We start from the raw sequence: 26,733 nt of genomic DNA on the forward strand, positions 1-26,733 counted from the left end.
CGGCTTGGCGCTCCGGCTTTGCCGTCGATGGTCCGGGGAAGGGAAGGCGGGCTTTTCTCACCCCCTTCACCCCCCGGCTTGTCCGGGGAATCCAATTTGCGACGGGGCCGAGTGTCCGGGTTTGCGGCGTGCCGGCACGCAGGAGTGGGAACCGCCTCCCGCCGGCTCTTGCGCCCGCTCGCCAACGCGCTACACCTCATCTGGCATAATGAATCCAGAAGAGGTGCGCGGTGACGCTCATCGATGTCTCGGGAGAGCGCTTCCATGTGGAGACGGCGGGGCCGGAGGGCGCGCCGCCGCTGATCCTTGCCCATTCGCTGGGCTGCACGCTTCACATGTGGGACGAGGTGGTGCCGCTGTTCGCGCGGGAGCGGCGGGTCATCCGCTACGACGCCCGCGGCCATGGGCAGAGCGCGGCGCCGGATCAGGTCTACGCCATGGGCGACCTCGGCCGCGACGTGCTCGCCATCATGGACCGGCTGGGCCTTGACCGGGCCGATTTCTGCGGCCTGTCGCTGGGCGGCATGGTGGGCCAGTGGCTGGCGCTGAACGCGCCGCAGCGGCTCACCCGGCTGGTGCTCTCCAACACCACCGCCCACGCCGGCCCGGCCCGCTTCTGGGACCAGCGCATCAGGGCGGTGCGGCGGGACGGGGTGGAGCCCATCACCGATTCCGTCATCGACAGCTGGTTCACGCCCGAGTTCCGCGCCGCCGCGCCCGGGCGCGTGGCCGAGGTGCGGGCCATGGTGGCGGGCACAAAGCCCGCGGGCTACATGGGCACCAGCGCCGCCATGCGCGACATGGATTTCCGCGGGGACCTCCCGTCCATCCGCACCGGGACGCTGGTGATCGTCTCCGAGGCCGACCGTTCCACGCCCCCGGCCTGGGGCGAGGCCATCGCCGCCGCCGTCCCCGGCGCGCGGCTGGAGCGCCTGGCCGGCGGCCACCTCTCGGCCATCGAGCAGCCGCAGGCCTTCGCGAAGATCGTCTCCGCCTTCCTCGGCTGAGGCAGCGACACGCAGGTGACACGTGCGCGCCCTTATGGAACATGCGGGGCGGATCACGCGCTTCGGGGGCGGGCATGGCGTCTGACGGACACGGCACGGCGGGCGGGCACGAGGGGGCGGGCCATCCCCACGACCATGAGGATGATCACCCGCCGCACGATCACGATGGCCATGACCACCCCGATCATGACCACCCCGATCATGACCACGCCGGTCACGGCCATGCCGGCCATTCCCATGCGGTGCCCGATTCCCTGCGTGCCTTCGCCATCGGCGCGGGGCTGAACTTCGGCTTCGTCTTGGTGGAGGTGGCGTTCGGCCTCTATGCCGGCTCCCTCGCCCTGCTGGCGGATGCCGGCCACAACCTCTCCGACGTGCTGGGCCTGGTGCTGGCCTGGGCGGCAGCCTGGCTGTCGCGCCGCGCGCCGACGCGGCTGCGCACCTATGGCTACGGCCGCTCCTCCATCCTCGCCGCGCTCGCCAACGCCATGATCCTGCTCATCGGCACCGGCGGCATCATCGTCGAGGCCCTCTCGCGCCTCTCCAGCCCCGAGCCGGTCGAGACCGGCATCGTGATGGTGGTGGCGCTGGTAGGCGTGGGGGTGAACATGGGCACGGCGCTGCTGTTCATGGCCGGGCGCAAGGGCGATCTCAACGTGCGCGGCGCCTTCCTGCACATGGTGGCGGATGCGGCCATCTCGCTGGGCGTGGTGGTGGCGGCGGCGGTGATCTCGGCAACCGGCTGGCTGTGGCTCGATCCGGCGGTGTCGCTCGGCATCGCGGTGGCCATCGTCGCCGGAACCTGGGGGCTGCTGCGCGACAGTTTCAACCTCTCCATGGACACGGTGCCCGCCGGCATCGATCCGGAGGTGGTGGAGCATTGGCTCGCGGCGCGCCCCGGCGTCAGCGAGGTGCACGACCTCCACATCTGGGGCCTCAGCACCACCTCCATCGCCCTCTCCGCGCATCTGGTGCGGCCGGGGGCGGGGCTCGACGACGACTTCCTCACCGAGACCTGCGCCGGGCTGAAGGCGCGCTTCGGCATCATCCATCCGGTGCTGCAGGTGGAGCAGGGGCGGATGGCCTGCGCCTTCGCCCCGAGGGATGTGGTGTGAGCGGACGCCGTCCGGTCAGGCGGCCTTCGGCGCCTTGAGTCCTGCGAGGGCCTCGCGGGCGATGGGGGAAAGCCCCTCGCCGCCGTGGGCGATGTGCTCGGCGATCTTGGCCCGCATGCGCGGGTCCCAGAACTTCTCGATATGGACGCGGGTGGAAGCCACCGCCGCCTCGTGCTTCTGCGTGGCGAAGGCGGTGGCGATCTGGTTCGCCATGTAGACGAGCTTTTCGGCGGTGCTATGCGACATGGTTCTGCCGTTCCGGTGAAGCGAGCTCGATGCGCTCGGGATGGGTGAAGATCTCGAAGCCGTCCGCCCGCACGATGGCGCAGAGCGTGATGCCCGCCGCCTCCGCCGTGCGGATGGCGAGCGAGGTGGGCGCCGACACCGCGGCGATGACGCCGACGCCCAGCACGGCCGCCTTCTGCACCATCTCGATGGAGACGCGGCTCGTCAGCAGCAGCAGGCCGCGGGCGGTGTCGAAGCCGGCGTCCGCCGCCTTGCCCACCAGCTTGTCGAGGGCATTGTGGCGGCCCACGTCCTCGGCGGTGGCGAGGATGCCGCGGCCGGGCTCGAAATAAGCGGCGGCATGCACCGCGCGCGTCTCGTGGTTCAGGGACTGGAGGGGGCCGAGGGCCTCCATGGCGCCGAGGAGGGCGGCGGGGGTGAAGCGCGCGGCGGCGGCCACGTGGGCGGCCGGCTTCACCGCCTCCACCAGGCTCTCCACGCCGCACAGGCCGCAGCCGGTGGGGCCGGCGAGCGCGCGGCGCCGGGCGGAGAGATGCTTCATCTTCTCCTCGGGAATCCACATGCGCGCCTCGATGCCCTCCTCCAGCACGATCACCTCGCGGGAGAGGATCTCCGCGGGGGAGGCGACGATGCCTTCCGTCAGCGCGAAGCCGAGGGCGAAATCGGCGATGTCCGTGGGGCTCGCCATCATCACGGCGTGGGTGGTGCCGTTGAAGGTGAGGGCCACGGGCACCTCCTCCGGCACCGCGCGCGCGCCTTCGGACACCTTGCCGTCGCGCACCTGCACGCGCGTCACCCGCCGCGCCGGAGGGGGCGGGGGGAGGGCGGCATCCTGCGGCAGGGGGCAGGATGCGGGCTGGTCGGGCGTGTCGGTCATCTCAACCGTTCAGTCTCATCCCTTCAGGTGGGTACAAAGCGACGAGATCGCAAAAGGATAAACCCTTTCGCGCCGGCGGGGGAGGGCCGGGTGGACGCGGGTCCCTTCGCTGGTCCGGCCGGGAGAATGGCGTCGCCGGCTTCCCCCTCCCTCCGTAGAGAGCGGAGAGAGAGAGCAGGCCGTGACGCCGGTTCTCCGTCGCCGCATCCCGGATGCGTGACGGCGGCAGCCGGAGCGCGGGTCCGGGACCCAGGAAGGGCTTTTCCGAAGCGGCCCCGTGTCCGGCCCTGCCGCGGAAGGTGGCGCCTGCCGCGGGGGCTTGCGTCGCTCCCCGCTCCCCTTCCGCTGTCGCGCCAGCCGGCCGGGGCGCATGCCCTCCCGTCGGGGAGGGCACCGTCCTTCACTCCGCCGCTTCGGCCGCGATCCGGCGGGAGGTGCGCGAGAGGTTCTCGTACTCCTCCTGCCACGGGGTCGGCCCGTTGGAGGGCGAGACCTGCACGGCGGTCACCTTGTACTCCGGGCAGTTGGTGGCCCAGTCGGAATAGTCGGTGGTCACCACGTTGGCCTGGGTCACCGGGTGGTGGAAGGTGGTGTAGACCACCCCGGGCGACATCCGGTCGGAGATGACCGCGCGCAGCGAGGTGGAGCCGGCGCGGCTGTCCAGCTTCACGAAGTCGCCGTCGCGGATGCCGCGGTTCTCGGCGTCGTGGGCGTGGATCTCCAGCACGTCCTCCGGATGCCAGGCCACGTTCTCGGTGCGCCGGGTCTGGGCGCCCACGTTGTACTGGGAGAGGATGCGGCCGGTGGTGAGCAGCAGCGGGAAGCGCGGGCCGGTCTTCTCGTCGGTGGGCACGTACTCGGTGAGGACGAACTTGCCCTTGCCGCGCACGAAGCCGCCGATGTGCATGATGGGGGTGCCCGCCGGCGCCTTCTCGTTGCACGGCCACTGCACCGAGCCCATCTCGTCCAGCAGCGTGTAGTTCACGCCCGCGAACGAGGGGGTGAGGGCGGCGATCTCGTCCATGATCTGCGAGGGGTGCTCGTAGGTCATGGGGAAGCCCAGCGCGTTGGAGAGGAGCTGGGTCACCTCCCAGTCCGCATAGCCGTTCTTCGGGGCCATCACCTTGCGCACGCGCTGGATGCGGCGCTCGGCATTGGTGAAGGTGCCGTCCTTCTCCAGGAAGGAGCTGCCCGGCAGGAAGACGTGGGCGTAGTTGGCCGTCTCGTTCAGGAACAGGTCCTGCACCACCAGGCATTCCAGCGCGGCGAGGCCGGCGGAGACATGCTTGGTGTCGGGGTCGGACTGGAGGATGTCCTCGCCCTGCACGTACATGCCCTTGTAGGTGCCTTCCACCGCGGCATCGAACATGTTGGGGATGCGCAGGCCCGGCTCGTCGTCGAGATGCACGCCCCACAGGGCCTCGAACGAGGCGCGGGTGGCGTCGTCGGAGATGTGGCGGTAGCCCGGCAGCTCGTGCGGGAAGGAGCCCATGTCGCACGAGCCCTGCACGTTGTTCTGCCCGCGCAGGGGGTTCACGCCCACACCGTTGCGGCCGATGTTGCCGGTGGCCATGGCGAGGTTGGCGATGGCCATCACCGTGGTGGAGCCCTGCGAGTGCTCGGTGACGCCGAGGCCGTAATAGATGGCCCCGTTGCCGCCGGTGGCATAGAGCCGGGCCGCGCCGCGCACGTCGGCCGCCGGCACGCCGGTGTAGCGTTCCACCGCCTCGGGGCTGTGGCGCTCGTCGGCCACGAAGGCGGCCCATTCCTGGAACTCGTCCCAGTCGCAGCGCTCGCGCACGAAGGCTTCGTTCACCAGGCCCTCGGTGACGATCACATGGGCCAGCGCGGTGACGATGGCGACGTTGGTGCCCGGGCGCAGCGGCAGGTGGTAGGCCGCCTCGATGTGGGGCGAGCGCACGATGTCGGTGCGGCGCGGGTCGACCACGATCAGCTTGGCGCCCTGGCGCAGCCGCTTCTTGAGGCGGGAGCCGAACACCGGGTGGCCGTCCGTGGGGTTGGCGCCGATGATGAGCACCACGTCGGACTCTTCCACGCTGTCGAAGTCCTGGGTGCCGGCCGAGGTGCCGTAGGTCTGCGACAGGCCGTAGCCGGTGGGGGAGTGGCAGACGCGGGCGCAGGTGTCCACGTTGTTGTTGCCGAAGCCGCCGCGGATCAGCTTCTGGACCAGATAGGTCTCTTCATTGGTGCAGCGGGAGGAGGTGATGCCGCCCACCGCGCGCCGGCCGTACTTCTCCTGGATGCGCTTGAACTCGGAGGCGGCGTAGGCGATCGCCTCCTCGTAGCTCACTTCCTTCCACGGCTCGTGGATGGAGGAGCGGATCATGGGCTTCAGGATGCGGTCCTTGTGGGTGGCGTAGCCATAGGCGAAGCGGCCCTTCACGCAGCTGTGGCCGCGGTTCGCCTTGCCGTCCTTGTAGGGCACCATGCGCACCAGCTCGTCGCCGCGCATCTCGGCCTTGAAGGTGCAGCCCACGCCGCAGTAGGCGCAGGTCGTCACCACCGAATGCTCGGGGGTGCCGATGTTGTACATGGCCTTCTCGTTCAGCGTCGCGGTGGGGCAGGCCTGCACGCAGGCGCCGCAGGAGACGCATTCCGAGGAGAGGAAGGGCTCGTCCATGCCCGGCGACACGCGGCTGTCGAAGCCGCGGCCGGAGATGGTCAGCGCGAACGTGCCCTGCACTTCCTCGCAGGCGCGGACGCAGCGGTTGCAGACGATGCACTTCGACTTTTCATAGGTGAAGTAGGGGTTGGACTCGTCCTTCCCCATCTTGATGTGGTTCTCGCCCTCGTAGCCGTAGCGCACCTCGCGCAGGCCCACGACGCCGGCCATGTCCTGCAATTCGCAGTCGCCGTTGGCGGAGCAGGTCAGGCAGTCGAGGGGGTGGTCGGAGATGTAGAGCTCCATCACCCCCTTGCGGATCTGCTTCAGCCGCTCGGTCTGGGTCTTCACCACGATGCCATTCATCACCGGCGTGGTGCAGGAGGCCGGCGTGCCGTTGCGGCCCTCGATCTCCACGAGGCACAGGCGGCAGGAGCCGAAGGCCTCGATCATGTCGGTGGCGCAGAGCTTGGGGATCTGGTTCCCCAGCTCCATGGCGGCGCGCATGATGGAGGTGCCTTCCGGCACGGTGACGGACATGCCGTCGATGGTCAGCGTGACCTGCTTCTGCGACTTGGAAGCCGGCGTGCCGTAGTCGATTTCATGGACGAGCGACATGGGGGCGTTCCTCAGGATTATTCGGCGGCGACCGGCAGCTTCGGCGCGGCGCCGAAGTCTTCCGGGAAATGGGTGAGCGCGCTCATGACCGGGTAGGGCGTGAAGCCGCCGAGCGCGCAGAGCGAGCCGAGCTTCATGGTGTGGCAGAGGTCCGTGAGGATCTCGAGGTTGGCCTCGCGCCGCTCGCCGGCGATCACCTTCTCCAGGGTCTCGACGCCGCGGGTGGAGCCGATGCGGCAGGGCGTGCACTTGCCGCAGCTCTCGTGGGAGCAGAACTCCATGGCGAACTTGGCCATGTGGGCCATGTCCACCGTGTCGTCGAACACCACGATGCCGCCGTGGCCGATGAGGGCATCCTTGGCCGCGAAGGCCTCGTAGTCGAACGGCGTGTCGAACTGGTGCACCGGCAGGTACGCGCCGAGGGGCCCGCCCGCCTGCACCGCGCGCACCGGGCGGCCGGAGGCCGTGCCGCCGCCGATGTCGTTGACCAGCTCGCCCAGCGGAATGCCGAAGGCGGTCTCGAACAGGCCGCCATACTTGATGTTGCCGGCGAGCTGGATGGGCATGGTCCCGCGCGAGCGGCCCATGCCGAAGTCGCGGTAATACTTGCCGCCCTTGTCCAGGATCACCGGCACGGTGGCCAGCGACACCAGGTTGTTGATGACGGTGGGCTTGCCGAACAGGCCCACATGGGCCGGCAGCGGGGGCTTGGCGCGCACCAGGCCGCGCTTGCCCTCCAGGCTCTCCAGCAGCGAGGTCTCCTCGCCGCACACATAGGCGCCGGCGCCCATGCGCATCTCCATGTCGAAGGAGAGGCCCGAGCCCAGCACGTTGGCGCCGAGCAGGCCGGCTTCCCGCGCCTTCTCGATGGCCTTCTCCATCACCACGAAGGCGAGGGGATATTCCGAGCGGCAGTAGACATAGCCCCGGGTGGCGCCCACCGCGAGGCCGGCGATGGTCATGCCCTCGATGAGGCAGAAGGGGTCCGCCTCCATGATCAGGCGGTCGGCGAAGGTGCCGCTGTCGCCCTCGTCGGCGTTGCAGACGATGTAGCGCTGGTCGGCCGGGGCGGCGGCCACCGTGCGCCACTTGATGCCGGTGGGAAAGCCCGCGCCGCCGCGGCCGCGCAGGCCGCTGTCCACCACCTCCTCCACGGTGGCCGACGGGCCGAGCGCGATGGCGCGCTCGAGGCCGCGATAGCCCCCGTGGGCCTTGTAGTCGGTCAGCGAGAGGGGATCGATGATGCCGATGCGGGCGAAGGTGAGGCGGGTCTGCCGCTTGAGATAGGGGATCTCCTCCACCAGGCCCACGCACAAAGGATGGTCGGCGCCGTGCAGGAAGCCGCCGTGCAGCAGCTCCTCGATGTCGGAGGGCGTCACCGGGCCGTAGCCCACGCGGCCGCGCTCGGTCTCCACCTCCACCAGCGGCTCCAGCCAGAACAGGCCGCGCGAGCCGTTGCGGGTGATGTCGGCGGTGATGCCGCGGGCAAGCAGCCCGGCTTCCAGCTTGCGGGCGATGCGGTCGGCGCCGCAGGCCACCGCCGTGGCGTCGTTCGGGACGAAGATGCGGGGGGATTTCATCTCAGACGTCTCCGAAGCTCTTGCCGTTGGCGACGCAGCCGGCGATCTCGTCGATGGTGTCGCGGTCGAGGCGCCCCACCAGGTGGCCGTCCACCAGCGCCGAGGGGGCGCAGGCGCACAGGCCGAGGCAGTAGATGGGCTCCAGCGTCACGCGGCCGTCGGCGGAGGTGGCGCCCATCTCGACGCCCAGCTTCTCCTCGGCATAGTCGGCGAGCGCCTTGCCGCCCATGGACTGGCAGGCCTCGGCGGCGCAGAGCTTCACCACGTGGCGGCCGGCCGGCTCGCGGCGGAAGTCGTGGTAGAAGGTGAGCACGCCATAGACCTCGGCGCGCGAGAGGTTGAGCGTCTCGGCGATCATGGGAACCGCCGGGTCGGGCACGAAGCCGAAGGTCTCCTGCAAAGCGTGCAGGATGGGCATGGTGGCCCCTTCGAGATGCCTCAACTCCGAGATCACCTGCGCTGCGCGCTCGGTGCTCCAATCCTCGTAGACCGCCATGGACGTCTCGCTTTCCCGAAAGGCTTGCAGGCGCGTTGCCGCCGCTTCGTCTTGCTTGCGGGAAAGTGTGTCACACACGGGGGGGTGATCAAGGCAGCTGTGGGATGTTGCAATAGAACATCTCTATCAACGGCGGCCGGTCCGGATCGGCGCATCACCTGAAAGACAGGGTCCTGCCTGCGGCAAACGCGCCAGTCTGGGACTGTTCTTGGTATATTGATCGCATTTTTCTATGCGACGGCCTCCGGAAGGGGCCCCCGGAGGCCCCTTCGCGGGCGGGTGTTTATTGCATTGCAGCAATGGCCGGGTCGGCCAATGCGCCCTGTTCCAGCTTCGGGGCGATGCGCCGCGCCTCCGCCACGAGGGCGGCGGTGATGGGCGTGGTGGGCTCGCGATGGGGCACCACGAGGCCGATGGAGTGGGAAATGTCCGGCTCGACGATGGGAATGGAGCGCACCACCGAGGTCAGCCCGAGGGAATCCGCCAGCATGGCCGGCATCACGCTCGCCCACAGGCCGGTGCGCACATGGGTGAAGAGCACGATCATGGAATTGGATTCGAGCGTGGGCTTGGCGCTGGCGCCGGCGGCGGCGAGCAGGCTGTCCACGATGCGCCGGTTCTGCATGTCCGGGGTGAGGAGGGCGAGCTGGAGCTCCGCCACCTCGGACCATGTCACCGTATCCCGGTCGCCGTACTTGGCGTCGGGCGAGGTGACGAGGCGGTAGCGCTCGCGATAGAGCGGCACCGTGTTCACCCGGCCCAGCGGCTCGTTGTCGAGATAGGTGAGGCCGGCGTCGATCTCCAGGTTTTCGAGATGGTTCAGGATCTCGATGGAGGTGCGGGAGATCACCGTGAACCGCACGTCCGGATGGCGCGCGCGGAACGGCGTGGTCAGCGCCGCCACCATGGGCAGCGCGGTGGGGATGGCGGCGATGCGCAGGGGGCCGGCGAGGCCGCGCTTCAGGGCGTCGATGTCCTGCCGCATGGCGCGCGAATCGGCCACGATCCGCCGCGCCCATTCCAGCGTGCGCTCCCCCTCCGGCGTGAAGCCCATGAAGCGCGAGCCCCGCTGCACCAGCAGCACCCCCAGCGTGTCCTCCAGCTGCTTGATGCCGGCGGACAGGGTCGGCTGGGTGACGCCGCAGGCCTCGGCGGCGCGGCCGAAATGGCGCTCGCGGGCAAGGGCTATCAGATATTCGAGTTTGTCGATCATGGCGTCATATCAAGGTTGAGGCCCGGCCAGCGCAAGGCTCAATCCATGCGGCATCGCAGCAGCCGCCACGGCGCTTGAGGCGCGCCCGGCTTGCCGATATGTGCAGCGCTCGGGTCCAGGCAGGCGGAGGTCGGTGGTGAGAGACAGGCTCATGGTCCTCGTGATCTGCGGCGCCGCGGCCCTCGGCCTGGCCGGCCCCGCATCCGCCGGCCCGGCGAACCCCGGCCTGGCCGGTGCGACCCTGCCGCAGGCCGTCGCGCCGCAGGGCGTGCGCTGGGTGTGCGACGACGGCCGTTGCGTGTGGCGGCCCCATTCCCGGGTCCGTGTCCCGGTCTACGCCCAGAGCTGGGGCCCGCCGCCGCGCCCGAGCTGCTCCTACGTGCTGCGCCGCGGCCCGCAGGGGCAGGCGCTCTGGGAGCAGGTGTGCAGGTAGCGCTACGGTACGTGCATCCGGCATGGGTGCAACCGTAGTCGCGGAAGCGTGATCGGGAGCGTTGGAACCCGATCCGCACCCTTAACCTTTTCTTCACGCTCTGCATCGGTGCGGCGGACCGGTGACGGGGTGACATGGGGAGAAGGAGTCCCGCCATGCCCGGCTTGGCTCATGGTTCCGTTCTGATTTCGCTGGTGGCCATGTTGTTCGCGGCGCTGCTCGTAGCGACGCCGACGCTCGCGGTGCTGACCTATCCGCACGAGCGACCCGCCGAGGCTCCCGCAAGCGCGCCGACCCCCAAGGTGCCCGGCTTCTCCCCCTCCGCCCTCGCCTGATGCTCCGTTGCGGAGCGTGCCGGCGTGCCGGTTGCGCCGCAGCCGACATGGTTCGCTCACGAGTGCGTGATCCCTTGACCTTGGCCATTTGCCGGTTGCGCGCGGAACGTATTCCGTAACCATATCGGGCGAACGGGCGCGGGGAAGGCGGTCGCCTGAGCCGGCGTTGAACCGGCCAACGGCAATCCGGGGAGGGGGCCGTGACAGCAGGGCTTTTTCGAGGGCGGCGCGATGGCGTGCGCGCCGCGCTTCTTGCGGCGCTCCTCGCCTGCGGCTGCGCGGGCGAGGCTGCCGCGCAGGGGGCGCGCGGCTCCTTCTTCGCGGCCCCTTCCGCGTCGCCGTTGCAGGATTTCTTCTCCGCCATCTTCGGCGGGGGCAGCCGCCGCAGCTTCGGGTCGCGCGGCGGCTTCGACCGGCCGCAGATCGAGCTGGTGCCCGGAACCTCCGGCGGGCTGCCGGGCGGAGTGGCCATTGGCTATTGCGTGCGCACCTGCGACGGGCGCTATTTCCCGCTCCAGGGCCGGCCGGCCGGGGCGGGGGATCCAAATGCGCTGGCCCAGTGCAACGCCTTCTGCCCGGCCGCCAAGATGGCGGTCTACACCGCCTATGACAGCGCCAAGGGCATCGACGTGGCCATTTCCAAGGATGGCAAGGCCTATTCGGATCTGCCGAACGCTTATGTCTACCGGCAGCATCTGGTGGACGGCTGCACCTGCACCGCCAGCGGCCGCACCGGCGGCCTCGCCCGCATCGAGGTGCTGCGCGACCCGACCCTCAAGCGCGGCGACGTGGTGATGACGCAGGAGGGCAGCCGCGTCTTCGGCGGCGCCAAGTCCGGCCCGCCCTTCCAGCAGGCGGATTTCGTGAGCCCCTCGCGCTTTCCCGAGCTGCCGCGCGACATGCGCGCCCGCCTCAACGAGCTGACCGTCGCCACGCGCTGACACGCGCGCCACCTTTTGAAGCTTGGGGCCGTCGCGGGGCTTCGGCCGGTCAGCCGGCAGCGGCGCGGGAGCGCGCCTTGCGGGCCGCAGCCGCCTTCCTGGGCGGACTTTCCGAGTTCTCGCTGGCCACGTCTTCGGCAGGCAGGCCCTCGGCGTCGCCAGCGGGGAACGCCTCGTCCTGATCACCGTCCAGATCGCTGACGTGATCGCTGACCTGATCGCTACCTTGGGCGTTGCCGTCGGGCGCGGCGTCCAGCAGGGCGCGGATGCGGCCGGCGAGGCCGTCGGCCTGCGCGCCGTCCACCAGCGTCCGGAGGGGAGAGGCGGGCCCTTCGAGCCGGGCCGTGAGGGCGACCAGCCGCGCGGCCACGTCGCTGATGCTGTCGCGCAGGGCGGCCGCGCCTTCGGGAGCAAGGGTCGGCCCTGCGGCCGGGGAAGCCGCGGCCCCGTCGCGGCCGGTGCGGCGCACGTTCTCTTCCATCAGCGCATGGTCGGCGCGCAGCATGTGCAGCGTGTCGGTAAGGCGGCGGTTCTCGGCCTCGGCGGCAGCGAACTCGGTGGCCCGCCGCTGCTCGAAGGCGTGCACCACGGAGCGGCTCGCCTCCAGGTCCTGCTCCGCCGTGGCGAGGGTGGCGGCAAGGCGGTCGCGCTCGGCTTCCAGCGCGGTGATGGCGCCGGCGCGCGTCTCGCTCTCCCCGCTCCTTCGGGTGAGGGCGGACTGGGTCTCGGCAAGGTCGGCGGTGAGGCGGGTGGCGGTCTCGGCGGCGAGGATGCGCCCCTCGGCGGCGGCCTTCTGCTCCGCCTCCAGCGCGGCGGCGGTCTCCTCCAGGCGGCGGGTCGTCGCCTCCAGCCGGGCGGCGAGGGAGGCCGCCTGCGCCTCCAGCCCGGCGATGCGCTCGCGCTCGGTCACGAGGGTCGCCTCCCGGGTCTTCAGCATGGCGGCGAGCTCATGAGCCTGCCCGTCGAGGATGCGGTGGGCCTCCTCCAGCGCCGTCAGGGCGGCGACGCGGGCGGCCAGCTCCTCCTCGGTGCGGGCGAGGGCGGCGGTGCGGTCGGAGAGCTGGTCCTGCGTCTCGCCCAGGAGCACGTCCCGCTCCGCCCCGGTGGCGGTGGCGAAGGCGTGGCGGTCCTGAAGCTCCTTCAGCGCGCCTTCCAGCTCGAAGACCTTCTGCCGCTGGGTCTCGATGGTGGCGGCATGGGCGACGATGGTGTCGCGCATGGCGTCACCCTGCAGCTCCAGCCGGCGCTGGTTGAGGGCGAAGAAGGCCCGCTGCTGGTCCTTGTCGGCCTGCACCTCGAAGATGGAGATGGGCACCGCCGCCTCCACCCTCTTGGTGGTGAGGCGCACCGCGCGGTGCCACACGGCGGGCAGCACGAGCAGGGCGACGAGCGTCGCGATCAGCACGCCCAATGTGAAATACATGATCTGCTCGATCACGCGCGCACCCGTCCTTCGTCCGCAGGCGGCCCGGCGGGCCGCTGCTCATGTCTCGTCGCTCGCCGCCGCGATGTCATTCCCCATTCATGCCATGGCCGGCCCACGGGGGCCAGCGGCGGCATGCAGACCGCGCCGCCGGACGGCACCGGCACCGCTCAGGCTGGTAGCGTGGTCCCGTTCCGGCCGGCGACGAACCCGCTCAGGCCTCAGAAGGGGTTCCAGGTGGGGTTGGGCGTGAACTTCAGGTAGCCGAGGTTGGCGCCGAGCCGCACGCCCACGCCCGAGCGGATGGGCACCACCACGATGCCGTCCGCCCCCAGCGCCGTCATGCCGAAGCCGGCCACCAGATAGGCGGAGCCGGAGATGCCGGCGAAGCGGCGGAAGATGTCGTCCACGCTGCGCAGGCTGTAGACGAGGATCATGGTGCGGGCGCCGTCGCCGCCGAAGTCCCAGCCGACCGAGGGGCCCTGCCAGTAGACCTTCAGGTCGCCGGCATTGCGGGTATAGAGCACGCCCTCGCCGTAGCGCAGGCCGCCGATGAAGGCGCCCGCGCCCTCCTGGCCGAGGATGTAGCCGTTGGGCTGGCCCCACTGGCTCACCGCCTTCTCGATGGACAAGGCGAGCCCGCGCGAGACGCTGCCGAAGAAGGAGTGGCCTTTGCTGACCAGCTCGTTGGTGGAGTAGCTCTGCGGCGCCGGGCCCTGGCCCTGGGGGGCGCCCTGCGCCCGGGCCGGCGCGGCGGCGAGCGCGGCCATGGCGCCGAAGGCGAGGGCGGCGAGGCCAAGCGCCAGGTGCCGGCGCATCACGGGCAGGGACATTTGCCGCAGGACGGCGGAGAAGCGCGACGCGGTGGGGAAGCTCGAAAAGGTGCGCATGCAGGATCTCGCGATGGGCTTCGACGGCGGAGGCTTCGGTGGGCTCGGGCGCAACGACGCCCGAATCGCTCCAATTATGGCGATCAGTATGACGCGGGGAAGGCGCGCGGCAGCGAGTGCGCCCGCGTTGCGCGACAATCACCATCATGGTTGCGGCATTATTGACGCCGCCGGTCCGCTGCCGTGGATACGGGCGCCGGCGGCCTCAGGCGCGCGGGGCGCTGCTTCTACACGCTCGCGGGCGCATCCGCGCCCCAGGCGATGAAGCCGTGCACCTTGTAGCCCGCCGTCGCATGCCCGTAGGTGAGGGGAGAGCCATCCGGCCTGGTGACGCTGCCGCCCGCCGCCACGACCAGGGCGTGGCCGGCGGCGCTGTCCCATTCCATCACCGTGCCGAGGCGGGGATAGAGGTCCACCTTGCCCTCGGCGAGCAGGCCGAACTTCAGCGCCGAGCCGGCGGGGATGCGCTCGGCCACCTGGTAGCGGGCGATGAGCGCATCGGTGGCCGGATCGCCGTGGGAGCGGCTCGCCGCCACCACGATGGGCCCCTGCGGCACCGGCCGGCAGGCGATGGGGGTCCAGTCCTGCGCATCCACCGCGGCGCCGGGGGCGCGGAGGGCGCGGAAGGCGGCGCCGGGCCGGCCTGCGAACAGCAGGCCCTTGGCCGGGGCATAGACCACGCCCAGCACCGGCGTTCCGTCCTCCACGAGGGCGATGTTCACCGTGTACTCGCCGTTGCCGGAGATGAACTCCCGCGTGCCGTCCAGCGGATCGACCAAAACGAAGCGGTTGCCGCATTCCACCTGCGTGCCGGCGGCCATGGCCTCCTCGGCCACCACCGGCACGCCCGGCAGGAGGGCGGCGAGGCGGGTGCAGATGATGGCCTCGGCGGCGTGGTCGGCCTCCGTCACCGGGCTCGCGTCGGCCTTGTGGCTGGCGCTGACGCCCTCGGCCTCGATGCGGCGGATGGCGACGCCCGCCGCGAGGGCGGCCTCCGCCAGCCCGGCGAGGAACGCGGCATCCGTGGGCGCCGGGGCGCGGGGGAAGGCCGGGGGGGCGGAGGCGGTCATGGCGCTCTCTCTGGTTCGCGGGCGGGGCGGACGATCGGGCGCCTTCTATAGCGGTTTCGCGGGCAAAGGGGACCTCCCGGCGGGGAAAAGCCGGCTGGCCCGCCCTTCGCCGGCGTCCTTCGGCTCCGCGCCGGCTTGTGAGGGCGGCGGGGGGCGGTGTATCTGGACCGCTCTTTCATCGAGACGGTTGAGGGCGCCCGCCAGGGACGCCGCCGTCGCCGACCGGGATCGCCCATGTCTGAAGCCACTCCGCCCGCCGATGCCGGGAACACGGTGTCCGTAGCGGTGTCCGCCCTCGATCTCGGCGCGCTCCTGTGCTCGCGCGTGTGCCACGACGTGATCAGCCCGGTGGGCGCCATCGTGAACGGCATCGAGGTGCTGGAGGACGAAGGCGCCGCCGACATGCGCGAGGTCGCCCTCGACCTCATCGCCAAGAGCGCGCGGCAGGCCTCCGCCCGGTTGCAGTTCACCCGCCTCGCCTTCGGCGCGGCCGGCTCGGCCGGCGCCCGGCTCGACCTGGGCGATGCCGAGCAGGTGGTGCGCCAGGTGCTGGAGGACGACCGCACGAAGATCGAATGGAGCCTGCCGCGCGAGCTCCTGCCGAAGAACCGGGTGAAGCTGCTGCTGAACCTTGTGCTGCTGGCTGGCACCACGATCCCGCGCGGCGGCGTCATCCGCGTCGCCGGCGTGGGCGAGGGCGACGGCATGGGCTTCGTGCTCACCTCCACCGGCACCAACGCGCGCATCCCCGCCGGCATCGAGGCGCTGGCCGGCGGCGCCGTGCCGCAGGGCGGGCTCGATGCCCATTCGGTGCAGCCTTTCTACGCCGGCATGCTGGCCCGCGACTGCGGCCTGCCCCTCCGTTTCGCCCTCGACGGCGACACGGCCACCCTGACGGCCGCCTGAGGGCCGGGCGCTCCCCGCCCCGCCAGGGCGCGCCCGGAGCGCCTCTTCCCCACGCGCCGGCCCCAAAACGAAAAAGCCCCGCTCCGGCGGGGCTTTTCATGCGGCGAGGAAGGAAAGGCGGGATCAGACGGCGATGCGTTCGGCGCCCGGCACCGGCTCGCGCAGCACGTAGCCGCGGCCCCAGACGGTTTCGATGTAGTTCTTGCCCGCGGAGGCATTCGCCAGCTTCTTGCGCAGCTTGCAGATGAAGACGTCGATGATCTTCAGCTCGGGCTCGTCCATGCCGCCGTAGAGATGGTTGAGGAACATCTCCTTGGTGAGGGTGGTGCCCTTGCGGAGCGAGAGCAGCTCCAGCATCTGATATTCCTTGCCGGTCAGATGCACCCGGGCGCCCTCCACCTCCACCGTCTTGGTGTCGAGGTTGACGATGAGGTCGCCGGTCTGGATCACCGACTGGGCGTGGCCCTTGGAGCGGCGCACGATGGCGTGGATGCGCGCCACCATCTCGTCCTTGTGGAAGGGCTTGGTGAGGTAGTCGTCGGCGCCGAAGCCGAAGCCCTTCACCTTGTCTTCCGTATTGGCAAGGCCGGAGAGGATGAGGATGGGCGTCTTCACCTTGGCGAGGCGAAGAGAGCGCAGGACCTCGAACCCGGACATATCCGGCAAGTTCAGGTCGAGCAGGATAATGTCGTATTCGTAGACCTTGCCGAGGTCTACGCCTTCCTCACCGAGGTTGGTGGTGTAGACGTTGAAGCTCTCGGTCTTCAGCATCAGCTCGATGCCTCGGGCCGTAGCACTGTCGTCCTCGATGAGCAAGACGCGCATGGCTATCCCTTTCCTCGCAACTTACCCGAAAGGCGGCGATGCCGACTTTCGTTGCTCGGCCCGTTGGGGTGATTCGCGATACGTGTGTAGAATCGTTAACAGATGCCGATTCTCATCCACAAGAGGTCTCGCAAAAATCTTTGTGCACAGGAGTCAAGACTGACTCTGCATCAGGCACTTAAGGTTTTTTGCGCGGCCCGCCGCATCCCTTTCCCCACCCCACGTCCGAGCGATCGGGTGGCGCCCTTGCAAGCGCCCTGATCTTGAAGGTCCATCGGGACAGGCGCGGAACCGCGCCCCACCCGAACCGTAGCGCCATCATTAACGAAGGCGGTAAACGATTGGTTGCCGAAGGGCAGGTCGGTGCGATTTTCCTCAACCAAGCGCCCGGAGGTAAGGAAAGGGCAACCCTCGCCGGACATTCTCTCCCCCGAAGGCTCCGCCGCCGCTTGGGAGGGCGCGCGGGGCGCACCCGCCCGTGCGTATCCGGAGTAGACGGCGATGAAGTCGCGTGACCCCCTCATCCGTGCCAAGAGGTTCCAGATCGAGGACGCGCGCCGACGCCTCCTCCAGATCGAGACCATGATCGCCGAGTTCGAGCGCATGGCCGGCGACCTCGACCGCGACATCGCCACCGAGGAGGAGCGCACCGGCATCTCCGATCCCCGGCACTTCGCCTATCCGCCGCTGGCGCTCGCCGCCCGCAACCGGCGCGACAACCTGCGCCGCTCCGCCGACGATCTGAAGAGCCAGAAGGATGACGCCCGCTCCGTCCTGGCCGGGGCCGAGGCCGACCTCGCGCTGGTGGAGGCCGCAGGCGAGATGGAGCGGGGCGGACGGGTGGAAAATCCGCCGCGCCGCGCGCCCTTGCGTCCCACGGAACCCTTCCGCCACTGATCCCGCCAAAGGCGCGCGCCGATCGGCCCGCCCCGCAATCTGACCGGATCACCCGTCCTCCCGTCCAGGGGGAGGGCGATCCGGCTCCGGAGGCGGTAGACTGTTACAACCTTTTGCAGTGCAATGTAATTTTTTGCACGTGAGGATGGCGCGGAAGGCGCCTTCAGGCTTCCAATACCGGCCGCCGCACCGTTAGCTTTTGTCCGGTCCATCCCGAGCAAGAGCGCGCCGTGACGCCTGTGCGAAAGGTCCATGCCCTCATCGATGCGGTCGCCACCGGCGATCCGCGGGCGTTCGAGGAATTGTACCGCCTCACCAGCGCGAAGCTTTATGGCGTCGTGGTCCGCCTGCTGAGGCGGCCGGAGCTGGCCGCCGAGGCCCTGCGCCGGGCCTATGCCCGCATCCATGCCGAGGCGCACACCCTCAAGGCGCAGGAGGACCCGGTCTGCTGGATGGTGTCCATCGCCCGGTCCTGCGCCCTCGACATCGCCTGGCGGCGGCCGCCGGGTGACGCCTTCGAGCCGTTCGACATGGCCCAGCGCGGCGAGGACCCCCTGGCCGCCGAGCGGCGCAGCCCGGCGCTGGCCCGGCTGCTCGGCTGCCTCGGCAAGCTGCCGGAGGAGCGGCGGCGCCTGGTGCTCCTCGCCTTCTACGACGGCTGGAGCCGGGACGCCCTCTCCGTCTATTTCGATGCGCCGGTGGCGGTGGTGCGGGCGTGGATCACCCGCAGCGTGGTGCAGCTTTCCGGCTGCCTGGGGCGGCGGCCGTGAAACCCATCGACGCCCCGCCGCTCACCGACGCCGACCGCACGCTGGCGGCCGAATATGTGCTCGGCACCCTCGATCGCGAAGAGCGCCGCGCCGCGAAGCAGCGCCTCGTCGCGGACCCGCGCTTCGCCAGCCTCGTGCGCCAGTGGGAGCGCCGGCTCGCGCCGCTGCACGAGCTCGCCGTGCCGGTGGCCCCGCCCGCGCGGCTGTGGCGCATGATCCTCGATGATCTCGCCGCCGCCCGCGCATCCTCCGAGGCGCGCCCGCGCCGCGCGGCCGCCCCGAGCGAGGAGGCGCGCCCCGTCGCGCCGGTGGAGAAGACGCCCCCGCCGGCGGGGGCGCCCGGGCTTCTGGGGCGGGTGGGTCGCCTGCTCGGCGGGCGCCTGCGCAAGCCCGCGGCGCCCGCTCCGGCCGATCGCGGGGAGGGGCGCCGGCGTGCCGCATCCAGCCGGCCGGTGGCGCCGCGGGTCGCCGAGCCGACCCTGGGCGGCACCATCCATGCGGCGGTGGCGGCGGGGCTTCTCGCGCCGCCGCCCCGTCCGCCCGCGCCCGCCGAGGCCACCCCCGTCGCCCGCGCCGTCGAGCCGCCCCCGCCGCCCCGTCCGCGTCCGCCCCCCGAGCCGCTGAAGCCGCCTCCGGCCTTCATGTTCCTGGAGCCCGAGCCCCCGCCGGAGGCGCCTCCTGCCGAGGAACCGGGCGGGCCGGAGATTGCGGCCGCCGCAGCGGCCACCGCGTCGCCGCCCGGTGCCGGGTCCGAGGCCGGGGGGCCGGCGGTGTCCGCCGCAGCCGATGCGGCACCTTTCGTTCTTCTCGCGCCCGCGCCTGCCCCGGGCCACGCACCATCGGCCGAAGCGCCGCCGGCTGGCGCCGAAGCAGCACACGTGGGGGAGGGAGCCGCCGCTGGGGAACTGGCAACGGGTGCGGGGGCGGTTGCGGCCACTGGCGGCCCGCCCGTCACTCCCGCCGCGCCCGAACCCGCGCGGCCGGCGGTGTCCGCCGCGGCCGATGCGGTGCCTTTCGTTCTCCTCGCGCCCGTGCCTGCCCCAGGCCACGCACCATCGGCCGAAATGCCGCCGGCTGGCGCCGAAGCGGCGCACGTGGGGGAGGGAGCGGCGGCCGGGGAACCGGCGCCGGGGGCGGCTGCGGCCATCGCCGGCCCGCCCGCCACTCCCGCCGCGCCCGAACCCGCGCGGCCGGCGGTGTCCGCCGGGGCGGATGCGGCACCTTTCGTTCTCCTCGCGCCCGTACCTGCCCCAGGCCACGCACCATCGGCCGAAGCGCCGCCGGCTGGCGCCGAGGCGGCGCACGTGGGGGAAGGAGCGGCGGCCGAGGAACCGGCGCCGGGGGCGGCTGCGGCCATCGCCGGCCCGCCGGCCACTCCCGCCGCGCCCGAAGCCGCGCGGCCGGCGGTGTCCGCCGCGGCCGATGCGGCGCCTTTCATTCTTCTCGCGCCGGCGCCTGCCCCGGGCCACGCACCATCGGCCGAAATGCCGCCGGCTGGCGGGGCGGGCCGCGCGTCCGGTCCGCCGGCCGCTCCCGATGTTGCGACGACATCCGGAGCGGGAGACGGGGGGCCTGCGCAAGCCTCATCCCCGGCCGGCACCGATGACGCGGGTCCTCTCGACGGCGCTGCCTCCGCCGCAGGAAACGCCACGGCGGAGCGGCTGGCGGGGGAGCCGGCGGCGGGCGGTGCTCCGGCCGGCCTTGCCGGCCCTGCCGTCGCGCCTGCCGACGGTGTCCCCGGCGCCTCCGGCCCGGCGGACGATCCCGCCCGCGCCGCAGCCGGGGCACAGCCTTCGGCCGGCGAGGGGGTGGCCGAAGGTGCTGTCGCACACCTCGCCGCCTTCCATGACGTGGCGGACGCGGGCGCTTCCGCCGCGGGCGTGGAAGCCTTCGCGCCGGCCTCGGATGCGATCGGTGGCGAAGCGGCCTCACCCTCGCGGGAAGGGGAGCCGGGCGGAGCGGCGACAGCCCCGGCGGCGTTTGGGGAAGCCGCGCCTCTGATGGAGGCGCCGGCGGCATTCCGTCCTTGGGAAACGGCAACCGCCGGGGCGGCCGCGTCGCCTGAAACCGAGGCGCAAGATACGATCCACCTTGCGATCCACGACGCGGCCGGGGACCTGCCGGCCGACATGGTGGGCGAGGCGCAGCCTTTGCCGTCCTGGGCCGAGGCGGTGGCCTCCGGCGCCGTCTCGGCGATCCCCGAGCTGGATAAAGACCTCGCGGCGGCGAAGGCCGCGGCGGCCGATCTCGCCGAGGCGGAGCTGGCCGCCGCGCGGCCGGGGGTGGCGGTGGCGCCCGGCCTCGCGGCCCTGCGCAGGACCGCGTTCTGGCGCGCGGCGGCGCTGGTGCTGGCGGGTGCCGGCCTCGGCCTCGGCGGCTTCCTCGCCTATCGCGAATGGATCGCGCCGCCCGCCGGGGAATGGGTCGCCGTGCTGCAGGCCGAGCCGCAGCCGGCCATCACGGTGCGCATCGATCCGGCGCGCGGGATGCTGCACGTCCGCGCCTTCACGCCCCTCGTCACCGCCGGGGAGGTGTACCGCCTGTGGCTGGTGCCGCGCGGGCAGCAGGCCATGCTGCTGGGCAGCTTCGCCGCACGCTTCGCGGGCCGGGCGCCGGCCCTCGCGCGGCTCGGCGTCGGCGGGCTCGGCACCAGCGAGGTGCTGGTGACACGGGAGAAGGATACGCGGCCAGATCCCGCGGCCGCCGGGCCGGACGCGGCGGATGTGGTCTATCGCGGGCGGCTCTACCCGGAATAGGGGGTCAGGCCGCGGGGCCGGCGGCGATCTGCGGCAAGGGCTGCGGGCCGGCGCCGTGCGCCGTCACCCGGCTCGCGGCGAACACCCGGTTGCGCCCGGCGGCCTTCGCCGCATAGAGGGCCTTGTCCGCCGCGGCGATCAGCTCCGGGATGGTGGAGAGCTCGGGTGAGCCGGGGGAGAAGGTGGCGGTGCCGACCGAGAGGGTGACGGCGGTGTTCAGGCCGTCCACCCGGGCGAGGTTGGCCTCGGCCAGCAGGCGCAGCCGCTCGGCGATGAGCTGGGCGTTCTTTTCGTCCGCCCCCGGCAGCGCGATGCAGAATTCCTCGCCTCCGTGGCGCCCCACCACGTCCGAGGGGCGGACCGCGCCGGGCATGACGGCGGCGAAGCGGCGGAGCACGGTGTCGCCCACGTCGTGGCCGAAGCGGTCGTTGACCAGCTTGAAGTGGTCGAGGTCGGCGAGGAGGAGGGAGAGGGGCAGGCGCCGGCTCTTGGCCGCCTTCAGACAGGAGGCCGCCTGCTGGAGCGTGGCGCGGCGGTTCAGGAGGCCGGTGAGGTCGTCCACCGAGGCGAGCCGCTCCAGCACCATGAACAGGCTGCCGAAGCTCCACGCCACGGCGAGGCCGATGGCGAAGAGCAGCCACCCCAGCTCCACCGGCGAGTCGAAGGGCTGGAGGCCGATGGCCCCGAGCTGGGCGGTCAGGCCGCGGATCGCCAGGAACAGCGCAACCGCCAGCAGCAGGACGCCCGAGGCGAAGCGCGACAGCAGCGGGCCGGAACCGGGTGTCTCCAGCAGCGCCACCGCCGACAGGGCGGCCCAGATGGACAGCACCAGCGACACGATGGTCACGCGGTCGGGCATGTTGTCGCCGAACGCGAGGGAGATGGCGAGGGCGAGAACGCCGCCGATCGCGGTCAGCAGGGCCTCGGCGAGCAGGGGCGGGCGGCCGTCGAAGGCGCGGATGCCGCTGAACAGCAGGCCCATGGCCACGAACAGCAGCCCGTTTCCCACCAGCACGCTCGCATGCAGGCCAAGGGTCGGGCGGGCGGCGATGAACAGGCTGCCGGCCGAAAGGCAGATGTTGCACAGGCCCCAATAGGCGAGCGGGCTCGTCCTGAGGCGCCAGCCGGCCAGAAACTGCACGGCCGCGAGCATCACGCCCACCATCGCAGCGATCGCAAGCGTGGTCTGAGCGTGAAAATGCATGGGACCCCAACCCATTTTTCTAATGCACGTTTTATGAATTGACCCGCAACTCGTTACACCTATCGCGTGTGTGCAACAAGCGGCATTAACCTGTCTTTGCAGCGCATTCCAGCGTAATTTTGTAACTGTACGAATGCGGGCTGCGGTGGATTGGCGCAAGGGGGCCGCCCGGCCCGAAAGGTAACATGCCGCTGCCCTTCGCCAAAGGAGAACCCATGGCCGGTCCGTCGTCCGATCCGCTGTTCCCGCGTCCCGTGGACCGCGCGCTCGATCCCCAGTTCCGCCACGGCCAGTCCACCGAGCCGAACTATTCGGGCGTCACCTCCTTCCTGCGCCGGCGCTATGCCCGGGATGGCGCGGGCGCCGAGGTCGTGGTGTGGGGCGTGCCGCTGGACGTGGCCGTCTCCAACCGCCCCGGCACCCGCTTCGGGCCGCGGGCCATCCGCGCCGCATCCGCCATCCTCGACGGCGATCCCTTCTACCCGTTCCATCTCGACCCGTTCGAGGCGCTGGACGTGGCGGATGCGGGGGACTGCGTGTTCGACTACGGCCTGCCGGCGGGCATTCCCGCCGCCATCGCCGGGCAGGCGGCGGCGCACTACGGGCGCGACGCGCATCTCGTCACCCTCGGCGGCGACCACTTCCTCACCTATCCGGTGCTGCGCGCGCTGACGGAGCGCCTCGGCCAGCCGGTCGCCCTGGTCCAGTTCGATGCCCACCAGGACACGTGGGACGACAATGGGGACCGGGTGGACCACGGCACCATGATCACCCGCGCGGTGAAGGACGGGCTGATCCGCACCGACCGCTCCATCCAGGTGGGCATCCGCACCCATGCGCCCAACACCTTCGGCATCGAGATCGTGGACGGGGAGACCGCCGGCGAGCTGGGCCCGGCGGCGGTGGCGACCCGCATCGCCGAGCGGGTGGGGGATGCGCCGGTCTATCTCTCCTTCGACATCGACGCCCTCGACCCCGCCTTCGCCCCCGGCACCGGCACGCCCGTCTGCGGCGGGCTCTCCACGCGGGAGGTCATCTCCATCCTGCGGCGGCTCGGCGGTCTCGACCTCAAGGGCTTCGACGTGGTGGAGGTTTCCCCGCCCTATGACCACGCCGAGGTGACGGCGCTCGCCGGGGCGACGCTGGCCTCGGTGTATCTGTGCCTGCTGGCGCAGCGGAAGGCGAAGGGGCTGCCCATCGCCCCGTGACGGCGCGCGTCGCCGCGGCCTCCCCCGCCGCGGCGGTCCTGCCGGCATGCCTTGCCGCGGAGCGGCGGATGTGGGACAGGCGCGGGGATGAACGAGAGGACGCTGGCGTGAGGGGAACACGGCCGGGAGCCGCAGCCTACATCCTGCCCATGGCCGCCCTCGGGCTGGCGGGCGCCCTGGCCCTCCTGCCGGGGCTCGATCCCGACGCGGAGGGCCTGCTGCCGCAGTTCGTCGGCCCCCTTGCCGCGATCCTGCTGTGCACCGCCGCCTTCTCCACCGTCGCCCATGCGGACGTGGTGGCGGCCCGGCTCGGACAGCCCTACGGCACGCTGGTGCTCACCTTGTCGGTGACGGTGATCGAGGTCTCCGTCATCGCCTCCATGATGCTGCACAAGGACAACAATCCCACGCTCGCGCGGGAATCGGTGCTGTCGGTGCTGATGATCGTGTGCACGGGCATCATCGGCCTGTGCCTCCTGCTCGGCAGCCTGAAGCACCGGGAGCAGACCATCCAGCAGCAGGGGACCTCCGGCTATCTGTCGGTGCTGATCGCCCTCGGGGTGATGCTGCTGATCCTGCCCAACGACACCCGCGCCGGCACCCACGGCGCCTTCTCCACCGTGCAGCTGGTGTACATGGCGTTCATCGCCGTCGCCCTCTACGGCGCCTTCCTCTACGTGCAGACGGTGCGCCACCGCGATCATTTCGAGAGCCAGCCCGAGGGCCATGTGGAGGCCCCGCCCACCCCTCGGGCCTTCTGGATCGCGCTCGGCATGCTGCTCCTGAGCCTCGTGGCGGTGGTCTCGCTCTCCCATCCCGTCGCGGCGGGCGTGGAGAATTTCCTCGGCCAGTTCCCGCTGGAGGACCCCGACGCGGTGACCGGCGCGCTGGTCGCCCTCCTGCTGCTGCTGCCGGAGGGCATCACCGCGGTGCGGGCGGCGGCGCGCAACCACCTGCAGCATTCGCTCAACATCGCCCTCGGCTCGGCGCTCGCCACCGTGGCGCTGACCATTCCGGTGATGGCGTTCATCAGCGTCCTCATCGAGCGGCCCATGGTGCTCGGCCTCGACACCGACGACCGCACCATGCTGCTGCTCACCTTCGTGCTGTCCATCCTCTCGTTCGGCACCGGCAAGACCAATGCGCTGAACGGCGTGGTGCACCTCATCGTCTTCTGCGTCTATGTGATGCTGCTGTTCCTGCCATAAAGGCGCGGCGCGGCCCGGCGGGGAGGTGGACAGCGGACAGCCCGGGTGGCATGTTCCGCCCGACTTTGAACGAGGCGCGGGCCGTGAAGAACCTTCTGCTCTACATCTTCACCTGGTGGAACAAGCAGACCGTCGGCACCATGTGGTGGACCAAGCGGTTCGGCGAGTTCGTGGGCACGGACGAGTTCGGCAACCACTACTATCGCACCAAGGGCGGCGCGGTGGACCCGACGCTCGGCTTCGAGCGCCGCTGGGTCATCTATCCCGGCTATGCGGAGGCCTCCACCATTCCCCCGGGCTGGTGGGGCTGGATGCACCATCGCGTGGACACCCCGCCGGTGGACGAGAACTACACCCCCTTCGACTGGCAGAAGCCCCATCGCCGCAACATGACCGGCACGCCCGGCGCCTACCGCCCCAAGGGCTCGGTGCTGGCGGGCGGCGTGCGTCCGCGCGTCACCGGCGACTACAAGGCCTGGACCCCCGGGGAGTGAAGCGCGGCCGGCGAATAATTCCCGGCGCTCGCCACCTGCCTTGCCGTCGCCCGATTCGGGCGCTCTGAAGGGCCGGTGTTTCCGCAAGGCGCGCCGCTCGCGCTGCGCGCTTCCTTGCTGCCAGCCTGTCCCGCCGGCTGCCTTCCTCGCAGGTTGATGTGTTGATGCGCCTGATCCGCACTGTCCCGCTTCTCGCCGTGGCCCTTCTCGCCGGCTGGGCATCGCAGGCGATCGCGCAGGGGCAGCGGCCGCCGGGCCTGATCGAATCGTCGCCTCTGCCGCCCCCGCCCGGTGCCGTCGGCGTGCCGCGCCAGGTGCCGGGCCCGACGCAGGGGCAGGTGCCCCCGGCGGGAACCGCCCAGCAGCGGCCGCCGCCCGGCGCCGCCCGTCCGCCGGGCACGGGAACGCCGCCGGCGCAGCCGGTCCCCAATCCGCCTCCCGCCGCCGCGGCTCCCCCGCCGGATGCGAATGGCGACGTGCTGGTGGTGGAGCCGCCGGCGCAGAAGATCCCCAACCCCCTCGCGTCCTTCGCCGGGCTCGACAAGATCACCGGCCGCACCACCACTTTCGACGTGGCCATCGGCGAGACCGCGCAGTTCGGCGCGCTGCAGGTGACGCCGCGCGCCTGCTACACCCGGCCGGCCACCGAGACGCAGAACACCACCGCCTTCGCCGAGGTGAACGAGGTGACGTTGCAGGGGCAGGCCAAGCGCATCTTCACCGGCTGGATGTTCGCCTCCAGCCCCGGCCTCCACGCGGTGGAGCACCCCATCTACGACGTGTGGCTGATCGGCTGCAAAGCCTCCGCCCCCGGCACCGGCCGGCCCGCCGGCCAGCAGTAGAAGTCGCCTTCCACCTGAAGGGCATGGTCGAGCAGGCGGTGGTACTGCCGCCGTGAGACCTCGTGCGCGCCGAAGGTGGACAGGTGGCTGGTGACGAACTGGGTATCCAGCAGCCGGAAGCCCCCGGCGATCAGCCGCCCCACCAGATGCACCAGCGCCACCTTGGAGGCGTCCCGCTCGCGGTGGAACATGCTCTCGCCGAAGAAGGCGGCGCCGAGCCGCACCCCGTAGAGCCCGCCCACCAGCCTGCCGTCGCGCCAGGCTTCCACCGTGTGGCAGCGGCCGCGGGCGAACAGCTCGCCATACAACTTGCGGATGCGTTCGTTGATCCAGGTCTTCTCGCGGCCGTCCTGCGGCTCGGCGCAGCCGTCGATGACGCCGTTGAAGTCGTGATCCACCCGGATCTCGAACGTGTCGGAGCGCACCGTGCGGGCAAGGCGCGAGGAAACGTGGAAGCCGTCCAGCGGAATGATGCCGCGCCGCTCGGGCTCGATCCAGTAGAGCCCCGGGTCGTCGGCGCTCTCGGCCATGGGGAAGATGCCGCAGGCATAGGCCTTCAGCAGCACCTCGGGGGTGATCTCGACGATCTGGTCGCTCAACCGGCTCATGCCAGTAAGACTAGCAGCAAATCGAGCGGCCGTGTGGCGCGCCGTCGCTGCGCCGCGGTAGGGCTGCCGCCGGCGGCGCCTTCGGATGTCCCATGCCATCGGCGCCGGTTTTCACGCCTGCCGAAGGGCCTCGCCGGCTCGCGCGCCT

General features: G+C 71.2%; 25 protein-coding genes. 13 read left to right on the forward strand and 12 right to left on the reverse strand.

Annotation, left to right across the window (positions count from 1 at the left end; translation table 11 throughout):
- Window positions 1–230: 230 nt before the first annotated feature.
- Window positions 231–1,007: a 3-oxoadipate enol-lactonase gene (gene pcaD, locus V5F59_RS07735; protein ID WP_393982575.1), complete on the forward strand. Its 777-nt coding sequence runs from the start codon at window positions 231–233 to the stop codon at window positions 1,005–1,007.
- 74 nt (window positions 1,008–1,081) lie between these two features.
- Entirely contained in the window at window positions 1,082–2,122 is a 1,041-nt protein-coding gene (locus V5F59_RS07740; protein WP_393982576.1) for a cation diffusion facilitator family transporter, read from the forward strand.
- Between the two features lie 15 nt (window positions 2,123–2,137).
- Here V5F59_RS07740 and V5F59_RS07745 read toward each other — a convergent pair whose 3' ends face one another.
- The 6 genes from V5F59_RS07745 to V5F59_RS07770 all read right to left on the reverse strand — a co-directional run bounded on the left by V5F59_RS07745 (window position 2,138) and on the right by V5F59_RS07770 (window position 9,775).
- Window positions 2,138–2,368, reverse strand: coding sequence for a formate dehydrogenase subunit delta (locus V5F59_RS07745; RefSeq protein WP_393982577.1), 231 nt, complete (start codon window positions 2,366–2,368; stop codon window positions 2,138–2,140).
- The gene (fdhD, locus tag V5F59_RS07750) at window positions 2,358–3,245 is read right to left on the reverse strand and encodes a formate dehydrogenase accessory sulfurtransferase FdhD (RefSeq protein ID WP_393982578.1); all 888 of its coding nucleotides are present in this window, start codon (window positions 3,243–3,245) and stop codon (window positions 2,358–2,360) included. The genes V5F59_RS07745 and fdhD overlap by 11 nt, the downstream gene beginning before the upstream one ends.
- 400 nt (window positions 3,246–3,645) lie before the next feature.
- A complete protein-coding gene (gene fdhF / locus V5F59_RS07755) occupies window positions 3,646–6,486 on the reverse strand; it encodes a formate dehydrogenase subunit alpha (RefSeq protein ID WP_393982579.1) in 2,841 nt (946 codons plus the stop codon).
- A gap of 17 nt (window positions 6,487–6,503) precedes the next feature.
- On the reverse strand, window positions 6,504–8,066 hold the full coding sequence (locus V5F59_RS07760; RefSeq protein WP_393982580.1) for a formate dehydrogenase beta subunit: 1,563 nt from the start codon (window positions 8,064–8,066) through the stop codon (window positions 6,504–6,506).
- A gap of 1 nt (window position 8,067) precedes the next feature.
- Window positions 8,068–8,562: a formate dehydrogenase subunit gamma gene (locus V5F59_RS07765; protein ID WP_393982581.1), complete on the reverse strand. Its 495-nt coding sequence runs from the start codon at window positions 8,560–8,562 to the stop codon at window positions 8,068–8,070.
- 283 nt (window positions 8,563–8,845) lie between these two features.
- Window positions 8,846–9,775: a LysR family transcriptional regulator gene (locus tag V5F59_RS07770; RefSeq protein WP_393982582.1), complete on the reverse strand. Its 930-nt coding sequence runs from the start codon at window positions 9,773–9,775 to the stop codon at window positions 8,846–8,848.
- A 136-nt stretch (window positions 9,776–9,911) separates the two neighbouring features.
- Here V5F59_RS07770 and V5F59_RS07775 point away from each other — a divergent pair, with 136 nt between their 5' ends.
- The 3 genes from V5F59_RS07775 (at window position 9,912) to V5F59_RS07785 (ending at window position 11,484) form a co-directional block, all read left to right on the forward strand.
- Window positions 9,912–10,208 (forward strand): hypothetical protein, encoded by a 297-nt coding sequence (locus V5F59_RS07775; protein WP_393982583.1) that lies wholly within the window; start codon window positions 9,912–9,914, stop codon window positions 10,206–10,208.
- A 155-nt stretch (window positions 10,209–10,363) separates the two neighbouring features.
- Complete coding sequence (locus V5F59_RS07780) at window positions 10,364–10,543, forward strand: hypothetical protein (protein ID WP_393982584.1); 180 nt, start codon at window positions 10,364–10,366, stop codon at window positions 10,541–10,543.
- A 200-nt stretch (window positions 10,544–10,743) separates the two neighbouring features.
- A complete protein-coding gene (locus tag V5F59_RS07785) occupies window positions 10,744–11,484 on the forward strand; it encodes a DUF2865 domain-containing protein (RefSeq protein ID WP_393982585.1) in 741 nt (246 codons plus the stop codon).
- A 49-nt stretch (window positions 11,485–11,533) separates the two neighbouring features.
- On the opposite strand, the gene V5F59_RS07790 is transcribed toward V5F59_RS07785, so the two are convergent.
- The 3 genes from V5F59_RS07790 to cysQ form a co-directional block, all read right to left on the reverse strand.
- Complete coding sequence (locus tag V5F59_RS07790) at window positions 11,534–12,922, reverse strand: coiled-coil domain-containing protein (RefSeq protein ID WP_393982586.1); 1,389 nt, start codon at window positions 12,920–12,922, stop codon at window positions 11,534–11,536.
- Window positions 12,923–13,128: 206 nt separating this feature from the next.
- Window positions 13,129–13,677, reverse strand: coding sequence for a DUF1134 domain-containing protein (locus tag V5F59_RS07795; RefSeq protein WP_393982596.1), 549 nt, complete (start codon window positions 13,675–13,677; stop codon window positions 13,129–13,131).
- 347 nt (window positions 13,678–14,024) lie between these two features.
- A complete protein-coding gene (gene cysQ, locus V5F59_RS07800) occupies window positions 14,025–14,867 on the reverse strand; it encodes a 3'(2'),5'-bisphosphate nucleotidase CysQ (RefSeq protein ID WP_393982587.1) in 843 nt (280 codons plus the stop codon).
- A 234-nt stretch (window positions 14,868–15,101) separates the two neighbouring features.
- On the opposite strand from cysQ, the gene chpT reads away from it, so the two are divergent.
- Entirely contained in the window at window positions 15,102–15,773 is a 672-nt protein-coding gene (gene chpT, locus V5F59_RS07805) for a histidine phosphotransferase ChpT (RefSeq protein ID WP_393982588.1), read from the forward strand.
- A gap of 123 nt (window positions 15,774–15,896) precedes the next feature.
- On the opposite strand, the gene ctrA is transcribed toward chpT, so the two are convergent.
- Entirely contained in the window at window positions 15,897–16,598 is a 702-nt protein-coding gene (gene ctrA, locus V5F59_RS07810; RefSeq protein ID WP_393982589.1) for a response regulator transcription factor CtrA, read from the reverse strand.
- Between the two features lie 501 nt (window positions 16,599–17,099).
- On the opposite strand from ctrA, the gene V5F59_RS07815 reads away from it, so the two are divergent.
- The 3 genes from V5F59_RS07815 to V5F59_RS07825 all read left to right on the forward strand — a co-directional run bounded on the left by V5F59_RS07815 (window position 17,100) and on the right by V5F59_RS07825 (window position 21,021).
- Window positions 17,100–17,495 (forward strand): flagellar export protein FliJ, encoded by a 396-nt coding sequence (locus V5F59_RS07815; protein ID WP_393982590.1) that lies wholly within the window; start codon window positions 17,100–17,102, stop codon window positions 17,493–17,495.
- Window positions 17,496–17,725: 230 nt separating this feature from the next.
- Window positions 17,726–18,265 carry a sigma factor-like helix-turn-helix DNA-binding protein gene (locus V5F59_RS07820; RefSeq protein WP_393982591.1) on the forward strand — a complete coding sequence of 180 codons (540 nt, stop codon included), beginning with the start codon at window positions 17,726–17,728 and terminating at the stop codon, window positions 18,263–18,265.
- Window positions 18,262–21,021, forward strand: coding sequence for a hypothetical protein (locus V5F59_RS07825; RefSeq protein WP_509211201.1), 2,760 nt, complete (start codon window positions 18,262–18,264; stop codon window positions 21,019–21,021). Before V5F59_RS07820 ends, V5F59_RS07825 begins: the two co-directional genes overlap by 4 nt.
- A gap of 4 nt (window positions 21,022–21,025) precedes the next feature.
- Here the strand turns inward: V5F59_RS07825 and V5F59_RS07830 are convergent, their stop codons facing one another.
- Entirely contained in the window at window positions 21,026–22,225 is a 1,200-nt protein-coding gene (locus V5F59_RS07830; protein ID WP_393982118.1) for a GGDEF domain-containing protein, read from the reverse strand.
- A gap of 215 nt (window positions 22,226–22,440) precedes the next feature.
- Between V5F59_RS07830 and speB the strand changes: the two genes are divergently transcribed.
- From speB to V5F59_RS07850, 4 genes are all read left to right on the forward strand, one after another.
- Window positions 22,441–23,433: an agmatinase gene (gene speB, locus V5F59_RS07835; protein WP_393982117.1), complete on the forward strand. Its 993-nt coding sequence runs from the start codon at window positions 22,441–22,443 to the stop codon at window positions 23,431–23,433.
- A gap of 107 nt (window positions 23,434–23,540) precedes the next feature.
- The gene (locus V5F59_RS07840; RefSeq protein WP_393982116.1) at window positions 23,541–24,641 is read left to right on the forward strand and encodes a calcium:cation antiporter; all 1,101 of its coding nucleotides are present in this window, start codon (window positions 23,541–23,543) and stop codon (window positions 24,639–24,641) included.
- A gap of 83 nt (window positions 24,642–24,724) precedes the next feature.
- The gene (locus tag V5F59_RS07845) at window positions 24,725–25,135 is read left to right on the forward strand and encodes an NADH:ubiquinone oxidoreductase subunit NDUFA12 (protein ID WP_393982115.1); all 411 of its coding nucleotides are present in this window, start codon (window positions 24,725–24,727) and stop codon (window positions 25,133–25,135) included.
- Window positions 25,136–25,299: 164 nt separating this feature from the next.
- A complete protein-coding gene (locus V5F59_RS07850; protein WP_393982114.1) occupies window positions 25,300–25,977 on the forward strand; it encodes a DUF2155 domain-containing protein in 678 nt (225 codons plus the stop codon).
- Here V5F59_RS07850 and aat read toward each other — a convergent pair.
- Complete coding sequence (gene aat, locus V5F59_RS07855) at window positions 25,908–26,585, reverse strand: leucyl/phenylalanyl-tRNA--protein transferase (protein WP_393982113.1); 678 nt, start codon at window positions 26,583–26,585, stop codon at window positions 25,908–25,910. The genes V5F59_RS07850 and aat overlap by 70 nt on opposite strands.
- Between the last annotated feature and the right edge of the window lie 148 nt (window positions 26,586–26,733).

The sequence above is a fragment of the Xanthobacter nonsaccharivorans genome, from assembly GCF_043194755.2.
In the GTDB taxonomy this organism is placed as follows: domain Bacteria; phylum Pseudomonadota; class Alphaproteobacteria; order Rhizobiales; family Xanthobacteraceae; genus Xanthobacter; species Xanthobacter autotrophicus_G.